This is a genomic window from Schlegelella aquatica (assembly GCF_026013905.1).
Taxonomy (GTDB): domain Bacteria; phylum Pseudomonadota; class Gammaproteobacteria; order Burkholderiales; family Burkholderiaceae_C; genus Caldimonas; species Caldimonas aquatica.
In genome coordinates this window covers 1,944,631-1,966,067 of the sequence record NZ_CP110257.1, presented here as the reverse complement: position 1 = coordinate 1,966,067, position 21,437 = coordinate 1,944,631, and the positions used below count along the sequence as shown (strand labels likewise).

General features: G+C 69.0%; 18 protein-coding genes and 1 other RNA gene. 10 read left to right on the top strand and 9 right to left on the bottom strand.

From position 1 onward, the window contains the following. Window positions 1-10: 10 nt before the first annotated feature. Window positions 11-108, bottom strand: an RNA gene (gene ffs, locus OMP39_RS08875) — signal recognition particle sRNA small type. A gap of 101 nt (window positions 109-209) precedes the next feature. Between ffs and dnaX the strand changes: the two genes are divergently transcribed. The 4 genes from dnaX (at window position 210) to OMP39_RS08855 (ending at window position 4,475) form a co-directional block, all read left to right on the top strand. After that, a complete protein-coding gene (gene dnaX / locus OMP39_RS08870; RefSeq protein ID WP_264891390.1) occupies window positions 210-2,264 on the top strand; it encodes a DNA polymerase III subunit gamma/tau in 2,055 nt (684 codons plus the stop codon). 61 nt (window positions 2,265-2,325) lie between these two features. After that, window positions 2,326-2,652, top strand: a complete 327-nt coding sequence (locus OMP39_RS08865; protein WP_264891389.1) for a YbaB/EbfC family nucleoid-associated protein — start codon at window positions 2,326-2,328, stop codon at window positions 2,650-2,652. A 31-nt stretch (window positions 2,653-2,683) separates the two neighbouring features. Further along, complete coding sequence (recR, locus tag OMP39_RS08860; protein WP_264891388.1) at window positions 2,684-3,265, top strand: recombination mediator RecR; 582 nt, start codon at window positions 2,684-2,686, stop codon at window positions 3,263-3,265. Between the two features lie 238 nt (window positions 3,266-3,503). Next, on the top strand, window positions 3,504-4,475 hold the full coding sequence (locus OMP39_RS08855) for an ABC transporter substrate-binding protein (RefSeq protein WP_264891387.1): 972 nt from the start codon (window positions 3,504-3,506) through the stop codon (window positions 4,473-4,475). Between the two features lie 40 nt (window positions 4,476-4,515). Here the strand turns inward: OMP39_RS08855 and OMP39_RS08850 are convergent, their stop codons facing one another. After that, complete coding sequence (locus OMP39_RS08850; protein ID WP_264891386.1) at window positions 4,516-6,213, bottom strand: transglycosylase SLT domain-containing protein; 1,698 nt, start codon at window positions 6,211-6,213, stop codon at window positions 4,516-4,518. A 122-nt stretch (window positions 6,214-6,335) separates the two neighbouring features. Beyond that, window positions 6,336-7,100 carry a hydroxyacylglutathione hydrolase gene (gene gloB, locus OMP39_RS08845; RefSeq protein ID WP_264891385.1) on the bottom strand — a complete coding sequence of 255 codons (765 nt, stop codon included), beginning with the start codon at window positions 7,098-7,100 and terminating at the stop codon, window positions 6,336-6,338. On the opposite strand from gloB, the gene OMP39_RS08840 reads away from it, so the two are divergent. The 4 genes from OMP39_RS08840 (at window position 7,099) to OMP39_RS08825 (ending at window position 13,044) form a co-directional block, all read left to right on the top strand. Further along, on the top strand, window positions 7,099-8,088 hold the full coding sequence (locus OMP39_RS08840; protein WP_342454851.1) for a class I SAM-dependent methyltransferase: 990 nt from the start codon (window positions 7,099-7,101) through the stop codon (window positions 8,086-8,088). The two genes, gloB and OMP39_RS08840, sit on opposite strands and share 2 nt — an antisense overlap. Then, window positions 8,085-8,537 (top strand): ribonuclease HI, encoded by a 453-nt coding sequence (gene rnhA, locus OMP39_RS08835; RefSeq protein WP_264891384.1) that lies wholly within the window; start codon window positions 8,085-8,087, stop codon window positions 8,535-8,537. The genes OMP39_RS08840 and rnhA overlap by 4 nt, the downstream gene beginning before the upstream one ends. Before the next feature lie 109 nt (window positions 8,538-8,646). After that, window positions 8,647-9,915, top strand: a complete 1,269-nt coding sequence (locus tag OMP39_RS08830; protein ID WP_264891383.1) for an efflux RND transporter periplasmic adaptor subunit — start codon at window positions 8,647-8,649, stop codon at window positions 9,913-9,915. Between the two features lie 39 nt (window positions 9,916-9,954). Next, window positions 9,955-13,044: an efflux RND transporter permease subunit gene (locus OMP39_RS08825; protein WP_264891382.1), complete on the top strand. Its 3,090-nt coding sequence runs from the start codon at window positions 9,955-9,957 to the stop codon at window positions 13,042-13,044. A 64-nt stretch (window positions 13,045-13,108) separates the two neighbouring features. On the opposite strand, the gene moeA is transcribed toward OMP39_RS08825, so the two are convergent. The 6 genes from moeA to OMP39_RS08795 form a co-directional block, all read right to left on the bottom strand. Next, window positions 13,109-14,386 (bottom strand): molybdopterin molybdotransferase MoeA, encoded by a 1,278-nt coding sequence (gene moeA, locus OMP39_RS08820; protein ID WP_264891381.1) that lies wholly within the window; start codon window positions 14,384-14,386, stop codon window positions 13,109-13,111. A gap of 5 nt (window positions 14,387-14,391) precedes the next feature. Further along, window positions 14,392-14,916 carry a GNAT family N-acetyltransferase gene (locus tag OMP39_RS08815; RefSeq protein ID WP_264891380.1) on the bottom strand — a complete coding sequence of 175 codons (525 nt, stop codon included), beginning with the start codon at window positions 14,914-14,916 and terminating at the stop codon, window positions 14,392-14,394. A gap of 10 nt (window positions 14,917-14,926) precedes the next feature. Next, complete coding sequence (gene mobA, locus OMP39_RS08810; RefSeq protein WP_264891379.1) at window positions 14,927-15,523, bottom strand: molybdenum cofactor guanylyltransferase MobA; 597 nt, start codon at window positions 15,521-15,523, stop codon at window positions 14,927-14,929. Beyond that, window positions 15,520-15,780 carry a hypothetical protein gene (locus OMP39_RS08805; protein WP_264891378.1) on the bottom strand — a complete coding sequence of 87 codons (261 nt, stop codon included), beginning with the start codon at window positions 15,778-15,780 and terminating at the stop codon, window positions 15,520-15,522. Before OMP39_RS08805 ends, mobA begins: the two co-directional genes overlap by 4 nt. A 120-nt stretch (window positions 15,781-15,900) precedes the next feature. After that, window positions 15,901-17,013, bottom strand: a complete 1,113-nt coding sequence (moaA, locus tag OMP39_RS08800; RefSeq protein WP_264891377.1) for a GTP 3',8-cyclase MoaA — start codon at window positions 17,011-17,013, stop codon at window positions 15,901-15,903. Window positions 17,014-17,134: 121 nt separating this feature from the next. Further along, complete coding sequence (locus OMP39_RS08795) at window positions 17,135-17,800, bottom strand: C40 family peptidase (RefSeq protein WP_264891376.1); 666 nt, start codon at window positions 17,798-17,800, stop codon at window positions 17,135-17,137. A 308-nt stretch (window positions 17,801-18,108) separates the two neighbouring features. On the opposite strand from OMP39_RS08795, the gene OMP39_RS08790 reads away from it, so the two are divergent. Together OMP39_RS08790 and OMP39_RS08785 are read left to right on the top strand one after the other, a co-directional pair. Beyond that, a complete protein-coding gene (locus OMP39_RS08790; protein ID WP_264891375.1) occupies window positions 18,109-20,016 on the top strand; it encodes a propionate--CoA ligase in 1,908 nt (635 codons plus the stop codon). A gap of 114 nt (window positions 20,017-20,130) precedes the next feature. Beyond that, window positions 20,131-21,429: a cyclic di-GMP phosphodiesterase gene (locus OMP39_RS08785; RefSeq protein WP_264891374.1), complete on the top strand. Its 1,299-nt coding sequence runs from the start codon at window positions 20,131-20,133 to the stop codon at window positions 21,427-21,429. Window positions 21,430-21,437: the final 8 nt, after the last annotated feature.

Sequence of the window (21,437 nt, the reverse complement as noted above, 5' to 3'; positions counted from 1 at the left end):
CGTGGGAAAGGGTGACGAGCCTTAACCCCGGCACTGGTCGCAACGGTTGGGGCTGCTTCGTTCCCGACCTGACCCGGTTGGCCGCGCTCCCATGCGGGGAGGCCCGTCACGACGCATTGTAGGCGAGACGGCAAGCACGGGCTGGCACTGCGGGCATTCGAGGTTCCGGGGCATGCCCGAGGGGCGGTGGCCCCCGTAGAATCCGGGCGATGAGCTACCTCGTTCTTGCCCGCAAGTACCGGCCTCGCACCTTCGAGCAGATGGTGGGGCAAGAGCATGTGGTGCAGGCGCTCGCCAATGCGCTCACGCAGCAGCGGCTGCACCATGCTTATCTCTTCACGGGCACGCGTGGCGTGGGCAAGACGACCGTCTCGCGCATCCTCGCCAAGTCCCTCAATTGCGTCGGCCCGGACGGGCAGGGCGGCATCACCCCGACGCCTTGCGGCCAGTGCGAGGCGTGCCGCGAGATCGACGCCGGCCGCTTCGTCGACTACGTCGAGCTCGACGCCGCCTCCAACCGGGGGGTCGAGGAGATCTCCCAGCTGCTGGATCAGGCGATCTACAAGCCGGTCGTCGGCCGCTTCAAGGTCTACATGATCGACGAGGTCCACATGCTGTCCAACACCGCGTTCAACGCGATGTTGAAGACGCTGGAGGAGCCTCCGGAGTACCTCAAGTTCGTGCTCGCGACCACCGACCCCCAGAAGGTGCCGGTCACGGTGTTGTCGCGCTGCCTGCAGTTCAACCTGCGGCCCATGGCGCCCGAGACGGTGTGCGAGCACCTGATGCGTGTGCTGCAGGCGGAGGCCATCGAGGCCGACCCCGCGGCCGTGCGCTTGCTGGCGCGTGCAGCGCGCGGCTCGATGCGCGATGCGCTGTCGCTCACCGACCAGGCGATCGCCTTCGGCTCGGGCCGGCTGGAGGAGGCCAGCGTGCGCCAGATGCTGGGCGCCGTCGACCGCTCGCACGTCTACCGGTTGCTCGAGGCGCTTGCCGCGCGTGACGGGCGCACCGTCGTGGCGACGGCCGAGGAACTGCGCGCGCGCGGGCTCTCGGCGGCGGGCGCCCTGGAGGAAATGGCCACGGTCCTGCAGGAGATCGCCGTCGCACAGGTCGTGCCGGAGTGTGTTTCGCCCGACGACCCGGAGGCCTCCAGCGTCACCCGGTTGGCCGCCGCCTTGCCGGCGGAGGAGACGCAGCTGCTCTACAGCATGGCCTTGCACGGCCGCAACGAACTCGGCTTGGCGCCGGACGAATACAGCGGGCTGACGATGGCGCTGCTGCGCATGTTGGCCTTTCGTCCTGCGGACTCCGGTCCGGTGCGTTCCCAGGCGTTGCAGCGGCCCCCGGCGGCCACCACCAGGGTGCCGGTGGCGCCGCCTCGTGCGGCAGCGGCCCAGGCGCAGCGCCGGGGCGCGGGTGAGCCCGCCGTGCCGGCGCGGGCCGCCCCGACGCCGGTGCTGGAGCCGTCTTCTTCACCCCTCGGCGCCGATACGTCCCCGGGAGCGGCTGTCACGCGGCCGGTCGCGCCGGCCCTGCAGTCCGGGTCCCAGCGCTCTGCGGGCGATGTGTGCCCGCGGCCACCGAGCGCCGCAGGCGCCGTCCCCCCCTCGGCCCGCGAGCGCGCACCTGCGACGGCCCGGATCGAAGACGATCTCCCGCCCTGGCTCGACGCGCCGGTGGCCGACGAGCACGAGCCCGCGCAGCCGCTCCCCCAGGTTGCGCCACAGGCGCATTCCTCCGCCGTCGCTCGGCATATCGCCGTCGCCCCTGTGGCAGACGCTGCGCCTTCGCAGGAGGCCGAACCGAGGAGCGCCACCGATTCGCACGTGTCGAAGGGCCCGACTGCGACCGGCGCGGTGGCTCCCTCGGTGCACGGCGATCGATGGCATGCCTGCGTGCGGCAGTTGTGCGAGCGCGAACTCGTCGCCGCCCTGGTGCGCGAACTGGCGATGCAGTCTGAGCTGGTCGAGGTGGATGACGCGCAGACCCACTTCCACCTGCGGGTGGAACGCGGCACGCTCGCTGCCGAGGGCACACGCGCGAAGCTGGAGGCCGCGCTGACGCAGCTGCTGGGCCACGCGGTCCGGCTTCAGGTGGAGGTGGCCCCGACCTCCGACACCCCCGCCCGGCGCGAGGCGGCACAGCGCGAGGCGCGCCAGCGCGCGGCCGAGGAGGCGCTGCGCAACGATCCGCTGGTGGTGAGCCTTCTGCAGCAGTTCGCCACGGCGCGCATCGTGCCCGGCTCGGTCAAACCGCTGTGAGATGAATCCGAACGGGCGGCGGCCTCGCTCCGCCGCACTTGAATCCACGAAAGGAACCGTCATGATGAAAGGTCAACTGGCCGGGCTGATGAAGCAGGCCCAGCAGATGCAGGAGAACCTGCGGCGCGCGCAGGAAGAACTGGCGCAGATGGAGGTGGAGGGCCAGTCGGGTGCGGGCCTGGTCAAGGTATTGATGACCTGCAAGCACGACGTCAAGCGCGTCGCCATCGACCCCAGCCTCCTGGCCGACGACAAGGACATGCTGGAGGATCTGGTGGCAGCCGCTTTCAACGATGCCGTGCGGCGGGCGGAGGAGTTGAGCCAGGAGAAGATGAGCAAGCTCACGGCCGGCCTGCCGCTTCCGCCGGGCATGAAGTTCCCGTTCTGAGTCCCGCATCCTCGTCGAGGCAAGGCCGGCGATGTCCGCATTCGATGCGCTCGTGGAGGCCCTGCGCCGCCTGCCCGGCGTGGGACCGAAGTCGGCCGCGCGCATCGCCTTTCACTTGCTGCAGCACGACCGCGAAGGGGCGCACGTGCTCGCGCAGGCTTTGGAACGAGCGGTGGCGGCAGTGCGGCATTGCAGGCGCTGCAATACCTTCACCGAGCAGGAGGTGTGTGCCACCTGCTTGGATCCCGAACGCGATCGCACGCAACTGTGCGTGGTCGAGACGCCCGCCGATCAGGCAGCCGTCGAGCGCACGGGCAGCTACCGTGGGCTCTACTTCGTCCTCATGGGGCGCTTGAGCCCGCTCGACGGCATCGGACCGCGCGACATCGGGTTGGAGCGACTCTACGCACGTGCCACGGACGGCGAAGTGAGCGAAGTCATCATCGCGACGAACTTCACCGCCGAAGGCGAGGCCACCGCTCACGTCCTCGCCGAGGCTTTGAAGGCGCGGGGTTTGACGGTGACCCGCCTGGCTCGCGGGGTGCCGATTGGCAGCGAACTCGAGTACGTGGACCTCGGAACGATCGCCCATGCGCTCGTGGACCGGCGCTGATCGGTAATCGCCGGTATCGGCGCGGACGGCACGGACTTCCCGGGCCCGGTGCTTTCCCTGCCGGGTGCTTTCCCTGCCGGGTGCTCCCCCGATTGGAGGGGAGGCGGGGCCTGCGTAAGCTGGGTCCATGCGCATTCTCCCCGTTCCTCACCGCACGTTGTCAGGGCGCGCCGCCGTTTCGCGGCGGGGCTTGCTGCGCGTGGGAGGCGCTCTCGGGGCGATGCTCGCGTGTCCGACCTTGACCCAAGGCAGGCCCGAACGCATCCGGGTGCGCCTGCTGGTCGGCCCGGACCAGTCGCTGTGCCATCTGCCGGTGACGGTGGCGCGGCAATTGGGCTATCTCGAGGCGGAGGGCCTGGATGTGGCGCTCATGGAGGCCCCCACTCCCGCCGTGGCGCTCGCGGCGCTGCATGCGGGGAGGGCGGAGTTCGCCTCGGGTTCGTTCCTGCAGGTCGTGCTGCGCCAGCTCCTGGGCGATTCAGTCCAATCGGTGGTCGTGGATGGTCGTTCGCCGATCGCCGCCTTCGGCGTGTGCACGCGGGCGCTGCCCGGGGTCAAGAGCGTTGCGGATCTCAAAGGCCGCCGCATCGGGGTCTCGGCGCCGGGGACGTCGTCCGAGCTGTTGGCGCGCGTGGTGCTCGCGCGGGCCGGCGTGCAACCCCATGAGGTGACTTGGGTGACGCTGCCGGGCCTGCGTGAAGCCGTGCTGGCCGTGCGCACGGGCCGGGTGGACGCGTTGAGCCACATCGACCCCGGCGTGACCCAACTGGAGCAGCGGGGCGAACTGCGCCTCATCGCCGACCCGCGCACGGTGAAGGGGGCTCGCGATCTGTTCGGCGGTCCGCTGCCGGGCACCTGCCTCTACGCCGCCAGCGGCTATGTCGAGCGTCATCGTGAGGTGTGCCAGGCGGTTGCGCACGCGATGGTGCGCGCGCTTCGCTGGTTGCAGACGGCGCAGCCACAGGATCTGATCGCCGCCGTCCCCGACCCCCAGTTCACGGAGGACCGGGCGCTCTACCTGGCGTCCTTCTACAAGGTGCGCGAGTGCTATTCGGTGGACGGCGTCCTGTCGTCCGACGCGGGACGCACGACCTCCACCGTGGCTGGCGCCCTGGCGGAATCGAGCGGGGCAGGGCTGGACGCGGCCGTCGAGCGCGGCCACACCAATGAGTTCGCCCTCAAGGCCAAGGCCCGCTGGCTGAAGGCTTGAGTCACGCGCCATCGGCGTGACTCGCCCGGGGTCGAGGGGCTCAGTTCTTGGCCACGACCCGGCCCTTCGCCTGCGCCGTGCGGCTCGCGTTCTTCGAGTCACCCCGCTTGTCGGCCTTGGCTTCACGAACGGTGCTGGCCTTCTTGCCGGCGCCCGCGGTGCGGGTCGTGCTCTTGCCAACCGCACGTCGGGTTTCCTTCGTGGCTGCGATGCGGCGGGTGTCGTTCGAGACGGTCGACTTCGCCGTCGCTCGGGAGGCGCTCTTGGCCGGCAGGTACAGCACCACCCGCTGACCGCGCGCCAGGCTCGCGCTCGGGGTCAGGCGGTTCCATTGGGCGACCTGTGCCACCGGAAGGCCGTAGCGCTTGGCCAGACTGGCCAGCGTGTCGCGCTTGCCGGCCTTCACGACGGTGCGGCGTCCGGGAGGCACGTCGGGCGCCAGCGCGATGATCGCGTTGTCGGCGATCTCGCTGGAGACGTCCTTCGCATGCCTGACCCCATCGCGCGGCACGAGCAACGTGGAGCCGGCCTTGATCAACATGCCCTTGGGGATCTTGTTGACCTCCCGCAGTTCCTCCTCGTCCAGGCCCGCGGCCTTCGCGGCCTCGCTGGGGCGCATCGTGCGGGGCACCACCCAGGCGGTCCAGGAGGCGAGCGGTCCCCGGTGATCGGCCAGATTGCGGATGAACAGGCGTGCGTTGTCATAGGGCAGCAGGATCTGCGGGGTGCCGGCCGCGAGGATCACCGGCTTGTTCATCTGCGGGTTGAGGGCGCGGAACTCCTCCATCGGCACGCCGGCCAGCCGGGCGGCGAGTTGCACGTCGATGTCGCGCTGGATCTCGACCGTGAGGAAGTAGGGGTGGTTCTCGATGGACTGCAGCGCCAGGCCGAAGCTCTCGGGGCGTGCCACGATGTTCTTGATCGCTTGCAGCTTGGGGACGTAGTAGCGCGTCTCCACCGGCATGCGCAGGTTCTCGTAGTCGGTGGGCAGGCCCGCCTTCTGATTGCGCGCGATGGCGCGCTGCACACTGCCTTCACCCCAGTTGTAGGCGGCCAGAGCGAGGTGCCAGTCGCCGAACATGCCGTACAGCTTGGTGAGGTAGTCCAGCGCGGCGCGCGTCGAGGCCATCACGTCGCGCCGCTCGTCGCGGAAGATGTTCTGCGTGAGTTCGAAGTGCTTGCCGGTGGAGGGGATGAACTGCCACATGCCGGAGGCCTTGGCGACGGAGACGGCCTGCGGATTGAACGCGCTTTCGATGAACGGCAGCAGGGCGAGTTCGGTCGGCAAGCCACGACGCTCGACCTCCTCGACGATGTAGAACAGGTAGCGGCTCGCCCGCTGCGTCATGCGCTGCACGTAGTCGGGCCGCGACGCATACCATTGCTCGCGATTGCGCACGAGATCGTTGTCCAGATCGGGCATGGCGAAGCCACGGCGGATGCGGTCCCAGAGGTCCGCGTCCTTCAATTCGATCGGCGAGGGCATTTCCATCGCCTGCTTGTTGGCGGCCGCAGACGCTTCGGGGTCGGGCACGATCACCGCTGCGTCGGTGCCTCCCGGGGGCAGGGCCGTCTGCAGCACCTTGCCAGCCGCCTCCCGCGGGCGCCCGGTGGGCGGCTGACCGGCCGCCACGGGGGCCGCGGGCGCAGAGGCGGCCAGGGCGATCGGCGCCTGGTCCTCGGCGGAAGGCGGCGTGGTCGAGCAGCCAGCCAAGCCCAGCAGTGCCAGAGGCGCCACCGCGATGCTGCCTCGCAGGGCCGCCCACAGCCTTGCACCGGTGCGCGCGAGTGTTCCTCCGCGTTTCGGCGAAGTGGAGAGGCCGCCCCGGGGGGCGCTGGGTGGCGTGGGATCAAGAGGATTCATCGAAATTCGTTCTTCCATCGTCGTAGGACGGCGAACACGCTGACGGGATCGGTGCCCACCTCGGGAGGCACGCTACGCCTCACGCCGGGCTGGTCCACGCGCAGGAACGGATTGATCCGCTTTTCGAGCGCGAGGGTACTCGGCAAGGTCGGTTCGCCGCGTTCGCGCAGCGCCTGGCAGTGCGCGAGGTGCGCCGTCACGTCGGCGTTCGCGGGCTCCACCGCTTGCGCGAATCGAAGGTTGGAGAGGGTGTATTCGTGGGCACAGCACACGAGCGTGTCGTCGGGCAGTGCGGCGAGTTTGGCCAGGGAGGCGTGCATCTGCTCGGCCGTGCCCTCGAAGAGCCGGCCGCAACCGGCCGAAAAAAGCGTGTCGCCACAAAACAGAAGCGGGGCCGGTCGATGGCCCCGCGCGAAGTAGGCGATGTGCCCTGCCGTGTGGCCCGGTACGTCCAGGACGTCGAACCTCACGCCGGCCCAGTGCAACTGGTCGCCTTCGCGCACGCCGATGCAGTCGCCGGGAATCGCCTCGCCCGCGGGGGCCCAGACCGGCCCGTGGAGCCGGCGGCGCAGCGCCTCGAGGCCGCCGACGTGATCGCCGTGATGGTGGGTCACTAGAATGCCGGTCAGCTCCAGGCCCTGCGACTGCAATGCGTGCTCGACGGGCGTAGCGTCTCCCGGATCCACCACGAGGGCTTGCCGGCCGTCATGGAGCATCCAGATGTAGTTGTCGGCAAAGGCGGGTAGAGCGACGAGTTCCATGACGCAAGACGGGCGAATTATAGGTTTGGATGAGTGGTTGCTCACCCCCACGGGCAGGTATCTCTTGGGGTGGGAGCAACAACAGCTCGACCAGGCCGTGGGCGATGTGTTCGGATTTCACGCCGTGCAGCTGGGGCTGCCGCAGCTGCAAGCGCTGGCCAACAACCGCATGCCCCACCGTTGGGTGGTGTCCGATCGCCTGCCCGACCCGGAGGTCCAGCCGGGGGGGCTCGCTGGCGCCGCGGAAGGAGGATCTGCTGCGGAGGGCTCGCGGCCGGTGCCGCATGCCCTGGTGTGCGACTACGATGCGCTGCCGTTCGAGTCGTCCAGCCTGGACCTGGTGGTGCTGCCGCATACGCTCGAGCTCTCGCGCGATCCGCATCACACTTTGCGCGAGGTCGAGCGGGTGCTGGTGCCGGAGGGCCGCATCATCGTGCTCGGCCTCAACCCGGTGGGGCTGTGGCCGCTGCAAAAGCGGTGCAGCGGCCTGGCGCGGCGGCGGTCCCACCCGACCGATGCCTTTCCTCAAGGCGGGGAGCTGATCGGCTACTGGCGGCTCAGGGACTGGTTGCGGCTGTTGAGCTTCGACATCGAGGCGGGCCGCTTCGGCTGCTATCGCCCGGCCGTGCGGTCTGATCTGTGGCTCGCACGCTGCGAGTGGCTGGACCGGGTCGGTCACCGGTGGTGGCCGGTGCTGGGCGGCGTGTACATGCTGCAGGCGGTCAAGCGCGTGCGCGGCATGCGGCTGATCGGGCCGGCCTGGAAGCAGCAACAGCAGGCGCAGCGGGCACGGGCGGCGGTCGTGCCGCGCCGGCACTCGCCGGCGTTGGAGGCCGCGTCGCTCTCGGGCACGCCGCGCGACCCAGCCCGTAACGTGACGCCTCCTGCCGCCTCGACGTCGGAGTCGCGCCGGGCCGACGCGGGCCGCCGTCCGAAAGCGCACGGCGAAGAAGCCGAATCGACACCCCAAGAGATCTCGACTCCATGACGACCCAGATTCCGCGCCCGAAAGTGGTGATTTACACGGATGGCGCCTGCAAAGGCAACCCCGGCCCCGGCGGCTGGGGCGTGGTGCTGCGTTCCGGCGCGCACGAGAAGGAACTTTTCGGCGGGGAGCGGTCCACCACCAATAACCGCATGGAACTCACCGCGGTGATCGAGGCGTTGGCGAGCCTGAAGCGCAGTTGCGATGTCGCCATCTACACCGACAGCGAGTACGTGCGCAAGGGCATCACCGAGTGGATCCACGGCTGGAAGCAGCGCGGCTGGAAGACGGCCGATCGCAAGCCGGTGAAGAACGCCGAGCTGTGGCAGCGCCTGGAAGCGCTGGCGGCGCTGCACCGCGTGGAATGGCACTGGGTGCGGGGGCACAACGGCGATCCCGGCAACGAGCGCGCCGACGAGCTGGCGAACCAGGGTGCCGCCTCCGTGAGATAGCCGTCGGGACATCCGGCGCTCCGCCCTTCCGTCGCAGCGGATCTGTGAAGAACTGTGAACGCGGCAGGCCCACAGACGCTACAGTCGGGCGTGCCCGGATGAGACCCAGATGAAGAAGTACCACGCCCTCGTTGCTGCCGTCGGCATCGCTGTGCTGAGCGCCGGCGCCTATTGGTATCAGCGCGAGCCCATCCGGCCGGCGAGCGAGGGCCGGTCGGATGCGACGGCCCATGGGCCGACTTCCGCCCCCCGTCCCGCCGGAGCGGGGGCACCGGCCGGCGGCGCGGGCGCACGCGGGCCGGTGGCGGTCGAAATGGCACCCGTGCAGACCGCCATCCTGTCGGAGGCGGCCCAAGCGGTCGGCTCGCTGCGCTCGCGGCAGGGCGTCATGCTGCGCCCCGAGGTGTCCGGGCGCGTCATCGCCCTCGGTTTCCGCGATGGACAACCGGTGCGCAAGGGGCAGGTGCTCGTCCAACTGGACGATACGCTGGCCGCCGCGCAGGTGCGGCAGGCCCAGGCGCAGCTCAGCATCGCGCGCGCCAATCACGAGCGCAACCGCGAGCTGCTGGCGCAGAACTTCGTGAGCCAGGCGGCGGTGGACCAGACGGCGGCGACCCTCCAGGTGGCCGAGGCGCAACTGGCGGTCGCCCGTGCCACCCAGGAGCGCTTGCGCATCGTCGCCCCCTTCGACGGTGTGGCGGGCATCCGCGAGGTCAATGTGGGCGACTACGTCGGGCCTGGCACCGATCTCGTCAATCTCGAGGACGTGAGCAGCCTGTACGTCGACTTCCGCCTGCCCGAGCGCTACTTGCCGCAGCTGCAGGTCGGCCAGCGCTCGCAGGTGAGCCTGGACGCGTTGCCCGGGCGTCGATTCGAGGCGCGGATCGAAGCCTTGTCGCCCCAGGTGGATGCGCAGGGCCGCTCGGTGCTGATCCGCGCGGTGCTGAACAACCGCGAGGGGGCTTTGCGCCCCGGGATGTTCGCCCGTGTGGACACGCTGCTTTCCTCGAAGACAGACGCGTTGGTGGTGCCGGAGGAGGCGCTCGTGCCGCAAGGGGGCAAGCAATATGTGATCAAGGCCGTGAAGGCCGAAGGGGCGGAAGGGGCCTCCTGGACGTCGCAGCGCCGCGAGGTGAGCATCGGTCTGCGCCGTGCCGGTCAGGTCGAGATCCTCCAGGGCCTGGACAGGGGCGACATGGTGGTGGTGGCCGGCCACCAACGCATCCAGCGTGACGGTACTCCCTTGCGCCCGGTGCAGATCGGTGAGCGCGGGTCCTCCGCGGCCTCGGCGCCATCCGCTGCGGGCGGGACCCGCGACGCGCAGCGGGGTACGGCGGCACCGGCGACGTCCGGGACGAAGGTCGCGGCGCGCAACTGATGCGCGCGCTCCTTTTCCACAGGGCTTTCAGGATCTTCCATGCAACTGCCTGAAGTCTCGATCCGACGGCCCGTCTTCGCGACGGTGCTCTCCCTCCTGCTGGTGCTGATCGGCTTGGTGTCGTTCACCCGCCTGCAGGTGCGCGAGTACCCGCGCATCGACGAGCCGACGGTCACTGTCTCGACCCGTCTGGTCGGTGCCTCCTCGGAAGTGATCGAGTCTCAGGTCACCAAGCCGCTGGAGGACTCGATCGCGGGCATCGACGGCGTGGATGTGATCACCTCGATCTCGCGGCAGGAGCAAAGCCAGATCACGGTGCGCTTCAAGCTCGAGAAGAGCCCCGACGACGCGGCGGCCGATGTCCGCGACCGCGTCTCGCGCGTGCGCGGGCGCCTGCCCGATTCGGTCGACGAGCCGGTGATCTCGAAGGTCGAGGCGGACGCCTCGCCGACGATCTGGCTCGCTTTCACGACCGAGAGGCTCACGCCGCTGCAGGTCACCGATCTCGCCAACCGCGTCGTGAAGCCGCGCCTGCAGACGGTGCCGGGCGTGGCCGATGTGCTGATCCGGGGCGAGCGCGTCTTTGCGATGCGCGTCTGGCTCGACGCCGACAAGCTGGCGGCCTATGGCGTCACCGTCCAGGACGTCGAGGACGCGCTGCGACGGCAGAACCTGGAAGTGCCGGCCGGCCGCATCGAAGGCCCGCAGCGCGAGTTCAGCGTGACCGCCCAGACCGATCTCAATACGCCCGAGCAGTTCGGCGCGGTCGCGTTGCGGCAGGTCAACGGCTACACCGTGAGGTTGCGCGACGTCGCCCGCATCGAGCAGGCCCCGGCGAGCGAGCGGTCGAGCACGCGGCTCAACGGGCGCGCCTCCGTTTCGCTGGGGGTGATCCGGCAGGCTACGGCGAACCCGCTGGAGGTCTCGGCCGGGGTGCAGCAGATCCTGCCGCGGCTGCGCGAGGAGCTGCCCGACGACGTGCAGATCCAGCTGGCGAACGACAACTCGGTGTTCATCGACCGCTCCATCAAGGCTGTGTACTCGACGATCCTGGAAGCGGTCGTGCTGGTGGCGCTGGTGGTGTTCGTGTTCCTGCGTACGTTGCGCGCCTCGGTCATCCCGCTGGTCACCATTCCGGTCAGTCTCATCGGCGCGTTCGCGCTGATGGCCCTGGCGGGCTTTACGATGAACACGCTGACCCTGCTTGCGCTGGTGCTCGCCATCGGCCTCGTGGTCGACGATGCGATCGTCGTGCTGGAGAACATCTACCGGCACGTCGAGGAGGGCATGATGCCCTTTGCCGCAGCCATCAAAGGGGCGCGCGAGATCGGGTTCGCCGTGGTGGCGATGACGCTCACGCTGGCCGCCGTCTATGCGCCGCTCGCGTTCACACCGGGCCGCACCGGCCGGCTGTTCGTGGAGTTCGCGCTGACGCTCGCGGGTGCGGTGATCGTCTCGGGCTTCGTGGCGCTCACGCTATCGCCCATGATGTGCTCGAAGCTGCTGCGGCACAGCTCGAAGCACAGCGGGTTCGACCGCTGGATGGGGCGGCAGCTCGATCGGCTGGCCACCGGCTACGAGTCCGTGCTCGGATGGACGCTGCACCACCGCTGGCTGATCGTGATCGTGATGCTGGTGTGCGGCGTGGCCAGCTGGCTGCTGTTCAAGGGCATGAAGAGCGAGCTCTCGCCGATGGAGGATCGCGGCGTGGTGCTCGTCAACGTGAACGCGCCGGACGGCTCGACGCTCGCCTACACCGAGAAGTACATGCGCGAGATCGAGCGTGTCGGTCTCGGCTTCGAGGAGTTCGACCGCGTCTTCGTCGTCGCGGGCAATCCGACCGTGTCGCAGGGCATCTCGTTCATGCGCACAGTGGACTGGAGCGAGCGCGAGCGAAGCACGATGGAGCTGGCTCAGGCGTTGCAGCCCAAGCTGTCGGCGCTACCGGGCGTGAACGCGTTTCCGATCACGCCGCCCTCGTTGGGGCAGGGTTTCCGCGAGCGCTCGGTCAACTTCGTCATCGTCACCTCCGACAGCTACCAGAACCTCGCCCAGGTCGCGCAGAAGTTCGTGGATGCGATGAACCGGCATGGCCGCTTCGTGCAACCCGACATCGACTTGCGCATGAACAAGCCCGAGATCTACATCGAGGTGGACCGCGAGCGCGCCGCGGACGCAGGCGTCTCGGTGGATCAGGTTGCGCGCACCATCGAGACGATGCTCGGCGGACGCAACGTGACCCGCTACAAGCGCGATGCCGACCAGTACGACGTCATCGTGCAGACCGACGCCAGCGGGCGCACGACACCGGCCGACATCGAGCGGCTGTTCGTGCGGGGCCGCAACGAGGCGATGATCCCGCTCGCGTCGCTGGTGCGGGTGAAGGAGGCCGTCTCGCCTCGCGAGCTGAACCACTTCAACCAGCGCCGTTCGGTTTCGATCACGGCCAACCTGGCGCCGGGCTTTTCGCTGGGCGAGGCGCTGGACTTCCTCGACGCCCAGGCGCGGGAGCTGCTTCCCTCGGGCTACGCGACCGAGCTCAACGGCGTGTCGCGTGAGTTCCGCTCCTCCAGTGGCGCGCTGGGCTTGGTGTTTGTCTTGGCGCTGCTGTTCATCTTCCTCGTCCTGTCGGCGCAGTTCGAGAGCTTCGTCGATCCCTTCATCATCATGCTGTCGGTGCCGCTTTCGATGGTGGGCGCCTTGCTGGCCCTCAAGCTGAGCGGGGGCACCTTGAACGTCTATTCGCAGATCGGCCTCATCACGCTGGTAGGCCTGATCACGAAGCACGGCATCCTGATCGTGGAGTTCGCCAACCAACGTCGCCAGCAGGGCGAGGCCGTGCTCGAGGCGGTCCGGCACGCAGCGGCGCTGCGCCTTCGGCCCATCTTGATGACCACAGGCGCGATGGTGCTCGGGGCCCTGCCGCTCGCGCTCGCCGAAGGCGCAGGTGCCGAGAGCCGCCAGCAGATCGGCTGGGTGATCGTGGGCGGTATGACGCTCGGCACGCTGCTGACGGTCTTCGTGGTGCCGACGATGTACAGCCTGTTCGCGCGCAAGGGCACACCCGGTCCCATCACGACGCCCGTGTCGCTCGACGCACCCGAGCAGGGTGAGCAGTACGGCAAGTGAAAGGGCCTGACCGCGTTCCGCTCAGAGCGGGGCGGCGGGCCACTTCCGCCTCACGGGCGTTGCATCACACGAGCCCTTCGAACGGGAGCACGTCCACCCAGTCGCCCGTGGTGACCGCCCCCTGCTCGTGGTGCAGCACGACGAGCCCGTTGGCTTCGGACATCGAGCGCAGGATGCCCGAGCCCTGCGATCCCGTGATGCGCACCTCCCAGTCGCCGTCGGGGCGACGCGAGACGACGCCTCGCTGGTACTCGGTGCGGCCCGGCTTCTTGCGCAGGGCCATGGCACTGCGTGCGCGCAGCAGCGGCAAGGGGGCGGGGGTGGCACCGCTCATCGCGAGCAGGGCGTCTCGGACGAAGGCGTAGAAGGTGACCATCACCGCGACCGGGTTGCCGGGCAGGCCGAACAACACGGCCTCGTGCGCTCCGCTGCGGATACGGCCGAAGGCCATCGGCCGGCCCGGGCGCATCGCGATCCGCCAGAACGTCACCTCTCCCAGGCGGGCCATCATCTGCTTGGTGAAATCGGCCTCGCCGACCGAGACCCCGCCCGAGGTAATGATCGCATCGGCGCTCTCGGCGGCCGTGCGAAAGGCACGCTCCAGCGCCTGCGGCTCGTCTCGGACGACACCGAGGTCGAGCAGTTCGACGCCCAGGCGTTGCAGCATCCCGTACAGCGTGTAGCGGTTGCTGTCGTAGACGCAGCCCGGCTCGAGCGGCTCGCCGATCGAGCGAAGCTCGTCGCCGGTGGAAAAGAACGCGACCCGCAGCCGCCTCCACACCGGCACCTCTGCCTGGCCGAGCGATGCCAGCAGCCCGAGGTCCGCCGGGCGCAGCAGCTTGCCGGCCGACAAGGCGGGGCGTCCGCGGGCCAGGTCCTCGCCTCGCAGCCGCCGGTTGTCACCGGGGCGCACGGCACCGGGCGGCACGACCACTTCCTGGCCTTCGACCGTGACGAACTCCTGCGGAACGACCGTGTCGAAGCCTTCGGGCATCACCGCGCCGGTCATGATGCGTACGCATTCGCCCGGACCTGCCGCGCCCTCGAACTGCTGCCCGGCGAGGCCAGTGCCTGCGATGCGCAGGCGGGTCGGGCCGGACTCTGCCAAATCCGACCCTCGCAGCGCGTACCCGTCCATGGCCGAGTTGTCGTGGGCAGGCACGTCGATCGGCGAGACGATGTCTTCGGCCAGCACCCGGCCGAGCGCCGAGCGCAGGGCCACGCGTTCGACCGTTGCCACCCGCGGCACGAACCGCGCGATGAACTCCTGGGCCTTGGCGACCGGCAGGGCGTCCGGGTCATAGCCGCTGATGCAGGATGCGATCTCCTCGAGGCTGGCCATCGTCCTCACAGCTCCATCATCATCAAGGCCTTGTCGAAGTAGCGAGCGCGCCCCCCGGGGCCTTCGACACGCACCGCGCGAGGCATGAGACCGTAGGTCCTGAAGCCGGCCTGCTCGTACATGCGACAGGCCCTCTCGTCGGAGGCCGTGACGGACAGCGTCAGGATTTCCAGTCCCTCGGCCTGGCGCGCCTGCTCGATGCATGCGGCGAGCAGCATGCGACCGATGCCGCGGCGCGTGTAGCGCTCGCGCACATACATGCCCACGATCTGCGCGCGGTGGCGGATCTTGGGCCGCAGCTCCCGCTCGCAGGCCACCGAGCCGGCCAGATCCTCACCGACCCAGGCGCCGAGCAGGAAGCTGCCGCCCAAGGGCTCGGAGCGTCCCAGCCGGCCGAGGTAGCTCTCGGGCGAACGCGCCCGCTCGGTGTCCGCATCCGACGTGAAGGCCTCGGGGTGGCGGGTCAGCGCCTCGTCGCGCAGCGCCTTGTAGGCCGGCAGGTCCTGCGGCTCGAGGCGACGCACCAGCACCGGTGCCGCCTCAGGCGCGCTGCCGCTCGAGTTGCTGGAGCTCTTCCAGAGTGTTGGCATTGAAGAAGGCCGATTCGTCTTCGAAGGGAACCTCGGCGCAGGCGAGCTGCGCCGTCCAGCGGTCGATCTTGCGGCCGCCCTCCTGGGTGAAGCGCACGAGGCTTTCCATCACGCTCGTGCGCATCAGGCAGAAGACCGGCTGCACCTGGTCACCCGTGCGCGGCATGGCGATGTCGGCGCCGGCCGCCAGCAGCCCCGCTCCCAGACGAGCGACCAGGTCGGACGGAAAGAGCGGAGTGTCACAGGGCACCGTGACCATGTAGGGAGTCTCGCAGCGTTCCAGGCCGGCGAGAAAGCCGGCCAGCGGCCCGGCGAAGTCGGGCAGCGCATCCGGCCACACCGGCGCGCCGAACGATTCGTACGCTCCCAGGTTGCGGTTGGCGTTGATCATGACCTCGCCGACCTGGGGCGCCAGACGCAACATGGCGTGCATGGCCAGCGGCAGCCCGCGGAAATTCTGCAGGCCCTTGTCGACGCCGCCCATGCGGCTTCCTCGCCCGCCGGCGAGGATCAATCCGGTGACTTGTTCGCGAGGCAGAACACTCATGTCGAGGAGGAAGGCGGCTGCTTGCCGCGCTGTATCGGGTCTGCCGCCGGGTCGACCCAGTACGCGTCGGCGTGTCGGCGGGGGCCTTTCATCACATCCACGATCCAGCAGCCGATCGCCACCGTGGCCGTGGCCAACAGCAGAACGACCGTGGTGCCGATCACGAGGATGTCGACCATCTGCACAGTGCGGGCGTCGGCGTCCCCCCAGGCGGGCAAGGCCCAGAGCTTCAGCAGTTCACCCAGCAACCAGGGCATCAGCAGGCTCGCGGCCGCGGCCCAGGCCAGTCGCCGGCGCTGTCCGCCGGTCAGCCAGGGGCGCCACACGGGGGGCGGGGCAGGGGGCGCAGGGGTGTGTGGCGGTTCGCGTCCCATGGGTCAACCCCCGATGTAATGCATCTCGACCCGCCGCTCGCCCGCGTCGCTCGCCTGACGGGCCGCCCGAAGCTCCGAGTAGCGGTCCTCGCGCTCGCCCCAGACGAGGCCGATGGCCGCAGCGATCTGCTCGTCGCTGTAGCCGCCGCGCAGCAGGGCGCGAAGGTCGTGGCCCCGGCTGGCAAACAGGCACAGGAAGAGCTTGCCCTCGGTGGACAGGCGGGCCCGATTGCAGTCTCGGCAGAACGCCTGCGTCACGCTGGAGATGACGCCGATCTCGCCCGCGCCATCCGCATAGCGCCAGCGCTCGGCCGTCTCGCCGGTGTAGTTCGGCTCGATTTCTTCCAGCGGCCAATGCTGCGACAGCCGCGCGATGACCTCGGCGGAAGGCAGCACCTCGTCCATGCGCCAGCCGTTCGACGTGCCCACGTCCATGTACTCGATGAACCGCAGGATGACCGGCGTCCCCCGGAAGTGCGCGGCCATCGGCACGATCTCCTGGTCGTTGGTGCCGCGTTTGACGACCATGTTGACTTTGAGAGGCCCGAGGCCCGCGCGTTCGGCCGCCTCGATGCCCCGCAACACATCCGCCACGGGAAACCCGACATCGTTCATGCGCTGGAAGACCGCATCGTCCAGTGCATCGAGGCTGACGGTCACCCGCTGAAGGCCGGCGTTCTTCAAGGCCTGCGCCTTGCGCGCCAGCAAGGAGCCGTTCGTCGTGAGCGTCAGGTCCAGGGGGGCGCCGTCGGGCGTCCTCAGTTCTGCCAACATCGCGACGAGGCGCTCGATGTCCTTGCGCAGGAGCGGTTCGCCGCCGGTCAGGCGGATCTTGCGCACCCCATGCGCCACGAAGATCCGCGCCAGGCGGGTGATCTCCTCGAAGCTCAGCAGCGCCGAGTGGGGCAGGAAGTCGTAGTGCTTGTCGAAGACTTCCTTCGGCATGCAATAGCTGCAACGAAAGTTGCAGCGGTCGGTGACCGAGATGCGCAGGTCGCGCAACGGGCGGCCCAGCCGATCGGACAACAAGCCTACCGGCGGCGTTGCCTGCGCAGGCACCCGCGGAACTTGGCTGGCATATCGGTGGTCGGCCAGGGGAATGACTTTCTCGGCCATGCACACATTGTGCCTTCACCGGCGCGAGGCGGGGCGGATTCGCGTCAAACTGCCGGGAGCGGTCAGGGTTGAACGGCCGGCGGCTCGTCGCGCCGACCCTCGGCCCGCCGCGGACAGGCCGTCAGGGCTGCCGCAGGTCGTGGCCCGCCGGGAGTGCGCCTGCGGCGCGAGGCTCGGCCGCCGGTGTGGAGGCGGTGCGGGTCGGGTTCGGATGCAGGACGCCGGCGCGGCGCGCGCCGGTGAAGCGCTGGGTCCAGTAGGAAATGCGCATGTCCTCGATGCGCACCTGGGCGCCGCTGCGGGGAGAGTGGATGAACTTGCCGTCCCCGATGTAGATGCCGACGTGGGAGAACGTGCGCCGCAGCGTGTTGAAGAACACCAGGTCCCCGGGCTTGAGATCCTCCCGCGAGACGGGCACGAGCCCCGGTGCGCTGGCCTGGTCGTCCACCCGCCTGGGCAGGACCAGTCCGAGGCTCCTCTCGAAGATGTGGCGGGTGAAGCCGCTGCAGTCGAAGCCGTCCTCGGCGGAGTCGCCCCCACGGCGGTACGGAACGCCGAGGAAGTTCATCGCCGTCAGCACCATCTCGGACGCGGTGTCGCGCACCTGGGCCATCAGGCCTCGGTCCTGCGAGGGGCCGGCCGGCGAAGCCCCCTGGGGCTGTGCCAGGAAGCCCCGCTCGGCCAGCAGCTGGGTGATGGCGTCGCCGCCGTCGGGCGCCGCATGGGCGCACGCTGCCGCTGCGAGAGACGCGACGGCGAGGAGGCGGGGCAGACGGGGCAAACGCATGGCGCCGCACCATAGACGAGCAGGCGGCGCGCGTCAATCGAAAAGTGCCGCAAATCAAGGGCTTGCAGAGGGTTTGTCAGGTGCGCGCGCGGATGACAGCACGGCCCGCGCGGCTTTCTTCGTCCTTCGCTGGGGCTTCGGGCTGGCCCGAATGCGGGCGCCGGCCCGGCGCGTCAACATGGCAGCACGAAACAGCCCGGGCGTCAGCGCCACGTCAGTTGCGCGGCCTTCAATGACGCAAACTCTTCTATAAGACACAAGACTGCCTAGAACCGAACCGCGCGGGCCGCTGGCCAGAGGAGACATCCATGCGCTACGAGGACTTTCACCGCCGCTCCATCGTCGAGCGCGACGCATTCTGGGCCGAGCAGGCCCGGCTGGTGGATTGGGAGCAGACGCCGCAGGTGATCTGCGACTACAGCCGCCCGCCGTTCGCGCGCTGGTTCGCCGACGGCACGACCAACCTGTGCCACAACGCGGTGGACCGCCATCTCCCCGAGCGGTCGGCCCAGCCGGCGCTGATCTATGTCTCGACCGAGACCGGTGAGGAGCGCACCTATACCTTCGCCGACCTGCACCGCGAGGTGCAGTCCATGGCGGCCATCCTCCAGGCCCTGGGCGTCGTCAAGGGGGACCGCGTGCTGATCTACATGCCGATGGTCCCGCAGGCGGTGTTCGCCATGCTCGCCTGCGCGCGCATCGGCGCCATTCATTCGGTCGTGTTCGGGGGCTTCGCGAGCGTCAGCCTGGCGAGCCGCATCGACGATGCCCGCCCGAAGGTCGTGGTGAGCGCGGACGCCGGCAGCCGGGGTGGGAAGGTGGTGCCGTACAAACCCTTGCTCGACGAGGCGGTGCGTCTGAGCCAGCACAAGCCCGAGAAGGTGCTGCTGGTGGACCGGGGGCTGGCGGCGATGGAGCTGGTGCCGGGGCGGGACGTGCTCTATGCCGAGTTGAGGCAGGCCCATGGGCAGGCCGAGGTTCCGTGCGTGTGGGTCGAGGCCACGCACCCAAGCTACATCCTCTACACCAGCGGGACCACCGGCCGCCCGAAGGGTGTGCAGCGTGACACGGGCGGCTACGCGGTGGCGCTGGCGGCGAGCATGAAATACATCTTCTGCGGCCAGGCAGGCGAGACCTACTTCTGCACGAGCGACATCGGGTGGGTGGTCGGCCACAGCTACATCGTCTACGGCCCTCTCATCGCGGGCATGGCCACCATCCTCTACGAAGGGCTGCCGATCCGTCCCGATGCCGGCATCTGGTGGAGCCTGGTGGAAAAGTACAAGGTCACCGCCATGTTCAGCGCGCCGACGGCGATCCGCGTGTTGAAGAAGCACGATCCGGCCTTCCTGACCAAGTACGACCTCTCCTCGCTGCGGGCGCTGTTCCTGGCCGGCGAGCCCTTGGACGAGCCGACCGCCCGGTGGATCGCGGACGGGCTGGGCAAGCCCGTCGTGGACAACTACTGGCAGACCGAAACCGGCTGGCCCATCCTCACGATCGCCAACGGAGTCGAGCCGCGCCAGGGCCGTTACGGCTCGCCGGGCGTGCCGATGTGCGGCTATGACGTCAAGCTGCTGCACGAGAGCACCGGGGAGGAACTGACCGGCCCGAACCAAAAAGGCGTGATTGCCATCGATGGGCCGCTTCCCCCGGGTTGCATGCAGACGGTATGGGGCGACGACGAGCGCTTCGTCAAGACGTACTGGAGCAACTTCCCCGGCCGCATGGCCTACAGCACTTTCGACTGGGGCGTGCGAGACGATGACGGCTACTACTTCATCCTCGGCCGCACCGACGACGTCATCAACGTCGCCGGCCACCGCCTGGGCACGCGCGAAATCGAGGAGAGCATTGCCAGCCACCCCCTCGTGGCCGAGGTGGCCGTCGTGGGCGTGGCCGACAGCCTCAAGGGGCAGGTCGCGATGGCGTTCGCCGTGGCACGCGATGCGGCGAGCGTCGCGACGCCCGAGCTGCAACTGCGGCTGGAGGGCGAGATCATGAAGCGGGTGGACGAGCAGCTGGGCGCCGTCGCCCGGCCCGCGCGCGTGAGATTCGTCACGGTCCTGCCCAAGACGCGCTCCGGCAAGCTGTTGCGACGGGCGATCCAGGCCGTCTGCGAGGGCAGGGACCCGGGCGATCTCACGACCATCGAGGATCCGAGTGCGCTGGACCAGATCCGCAGCTTGATGCAGGACTCCGTGCAGCCGGGTTGAGCGTGGGCGGCGGGTGCGTCGCCCGGCAGAACTGACAGGTTGGCGGCGCTCAAGAACTGCGGACAAATGCCGAAAAGTGAGAGGCTGGTCACTTTCTGAGGCCATCCCTCCCGGATGAAAGACGCTCACTCGCTGCATTACATCGACGTCCGCCACCTGCGCGTCGGGATGCATGTGCATCTCGATGTCGGGTGGATCGACCATCCGTTTGCCCTCAGCAGTTTTCGCATCGCATCCCCGGAGCAGATCGCGACGATCCGCTCCCTCGGTCTGACCCAGGTACGTTGGGAGCCGCTGCGCAGCGACCCGGCGGCCGTCGAGGCCTATGAAGCCGAGGTATCGGGTGGCGAGCCACCCCAGCCGACGCAGCCGGCAGCCCCCGTCGACGCAGCGGCCCAGGCCGAGCAGGAGGCCCGTCGGCGCCGCCGGGAACTGCTCGCGGCTCAACAGGCGAGCCTCATGCAGTGCGAGCGCGAGCTGATGCAGGCGCAGCGCAGCTACAAGCAGCTGGTCGATCAGGTCCATACCGAGCCGCAGTCCGCTCGCGAGAAGTCCGAAGCGCTGATCCACGGGTTCCGCGACAAGATCTGTGGCACCCACGAGACGTGCATCCGCCTCCTCACCGAAGTGGCGGGCGACCGGGCCTCGTTCCACAGCCTGAACGTCACGGTGATTTCGATGCTTCTGGGCAAGGCCGTCGGCCTGACGCCGGAGGAGCTTCAGGATCTCGGGCTGGGCGCGCTGCTGCACGACATCGGCAAGATCGACCTGCCGGACCGCGTCCGCTGGAAGGACGAGCATTTCACGCTCGCCGAATTGCAGTTCTATCAGGAGCACGTCGCCCACGGCGTCAGCATCGCCCGCAAGATGCAGCTCAGCCCGACGGCCGCGCTCGTCATCGGCCAGCATCACGAGCATGCCGATGGCAGCGGCTTTCCCTTGCGTCTGGCAGGCGAGCGCATCCTCGTGGCGGCCCGGATCGTGGCGCTGGTCAATCGCTACGACAATCTGTGCAATCCGCAGAATCCCGCCAAGGCCATGACGCCTCACGAGGCGCTGTCGCTCATGTTCGCGCAGATGAAGTCCCGCTTCGACGGGACCATCCTGAGCGCCTTCATCAAGATGATGGGGGTCTATCCCCCCGGCTCCGTCGTCCAGCTCACCGACGACCGCTATGCGATGGTCGTCTCGGTCAACGCGGCGCGACCGCTCAAGCCCCGAGTCATCGTGCACGACCCGCGAGTGCCCCGCGACGAGGCGCTGCTCGTCGACTTGGAGGATCACACCGACCTCGGCGTACGGCGCAGCCTCAAGCCCTTGCAACTGCCACGCGAGTCGCTCGAGTACCTCTCGCCCCGCCAGCGGATCTGCTACTTCTTCGAGCGGGCCCGTGAGGCTCGCCTCGAGGACTAGGGACTGGC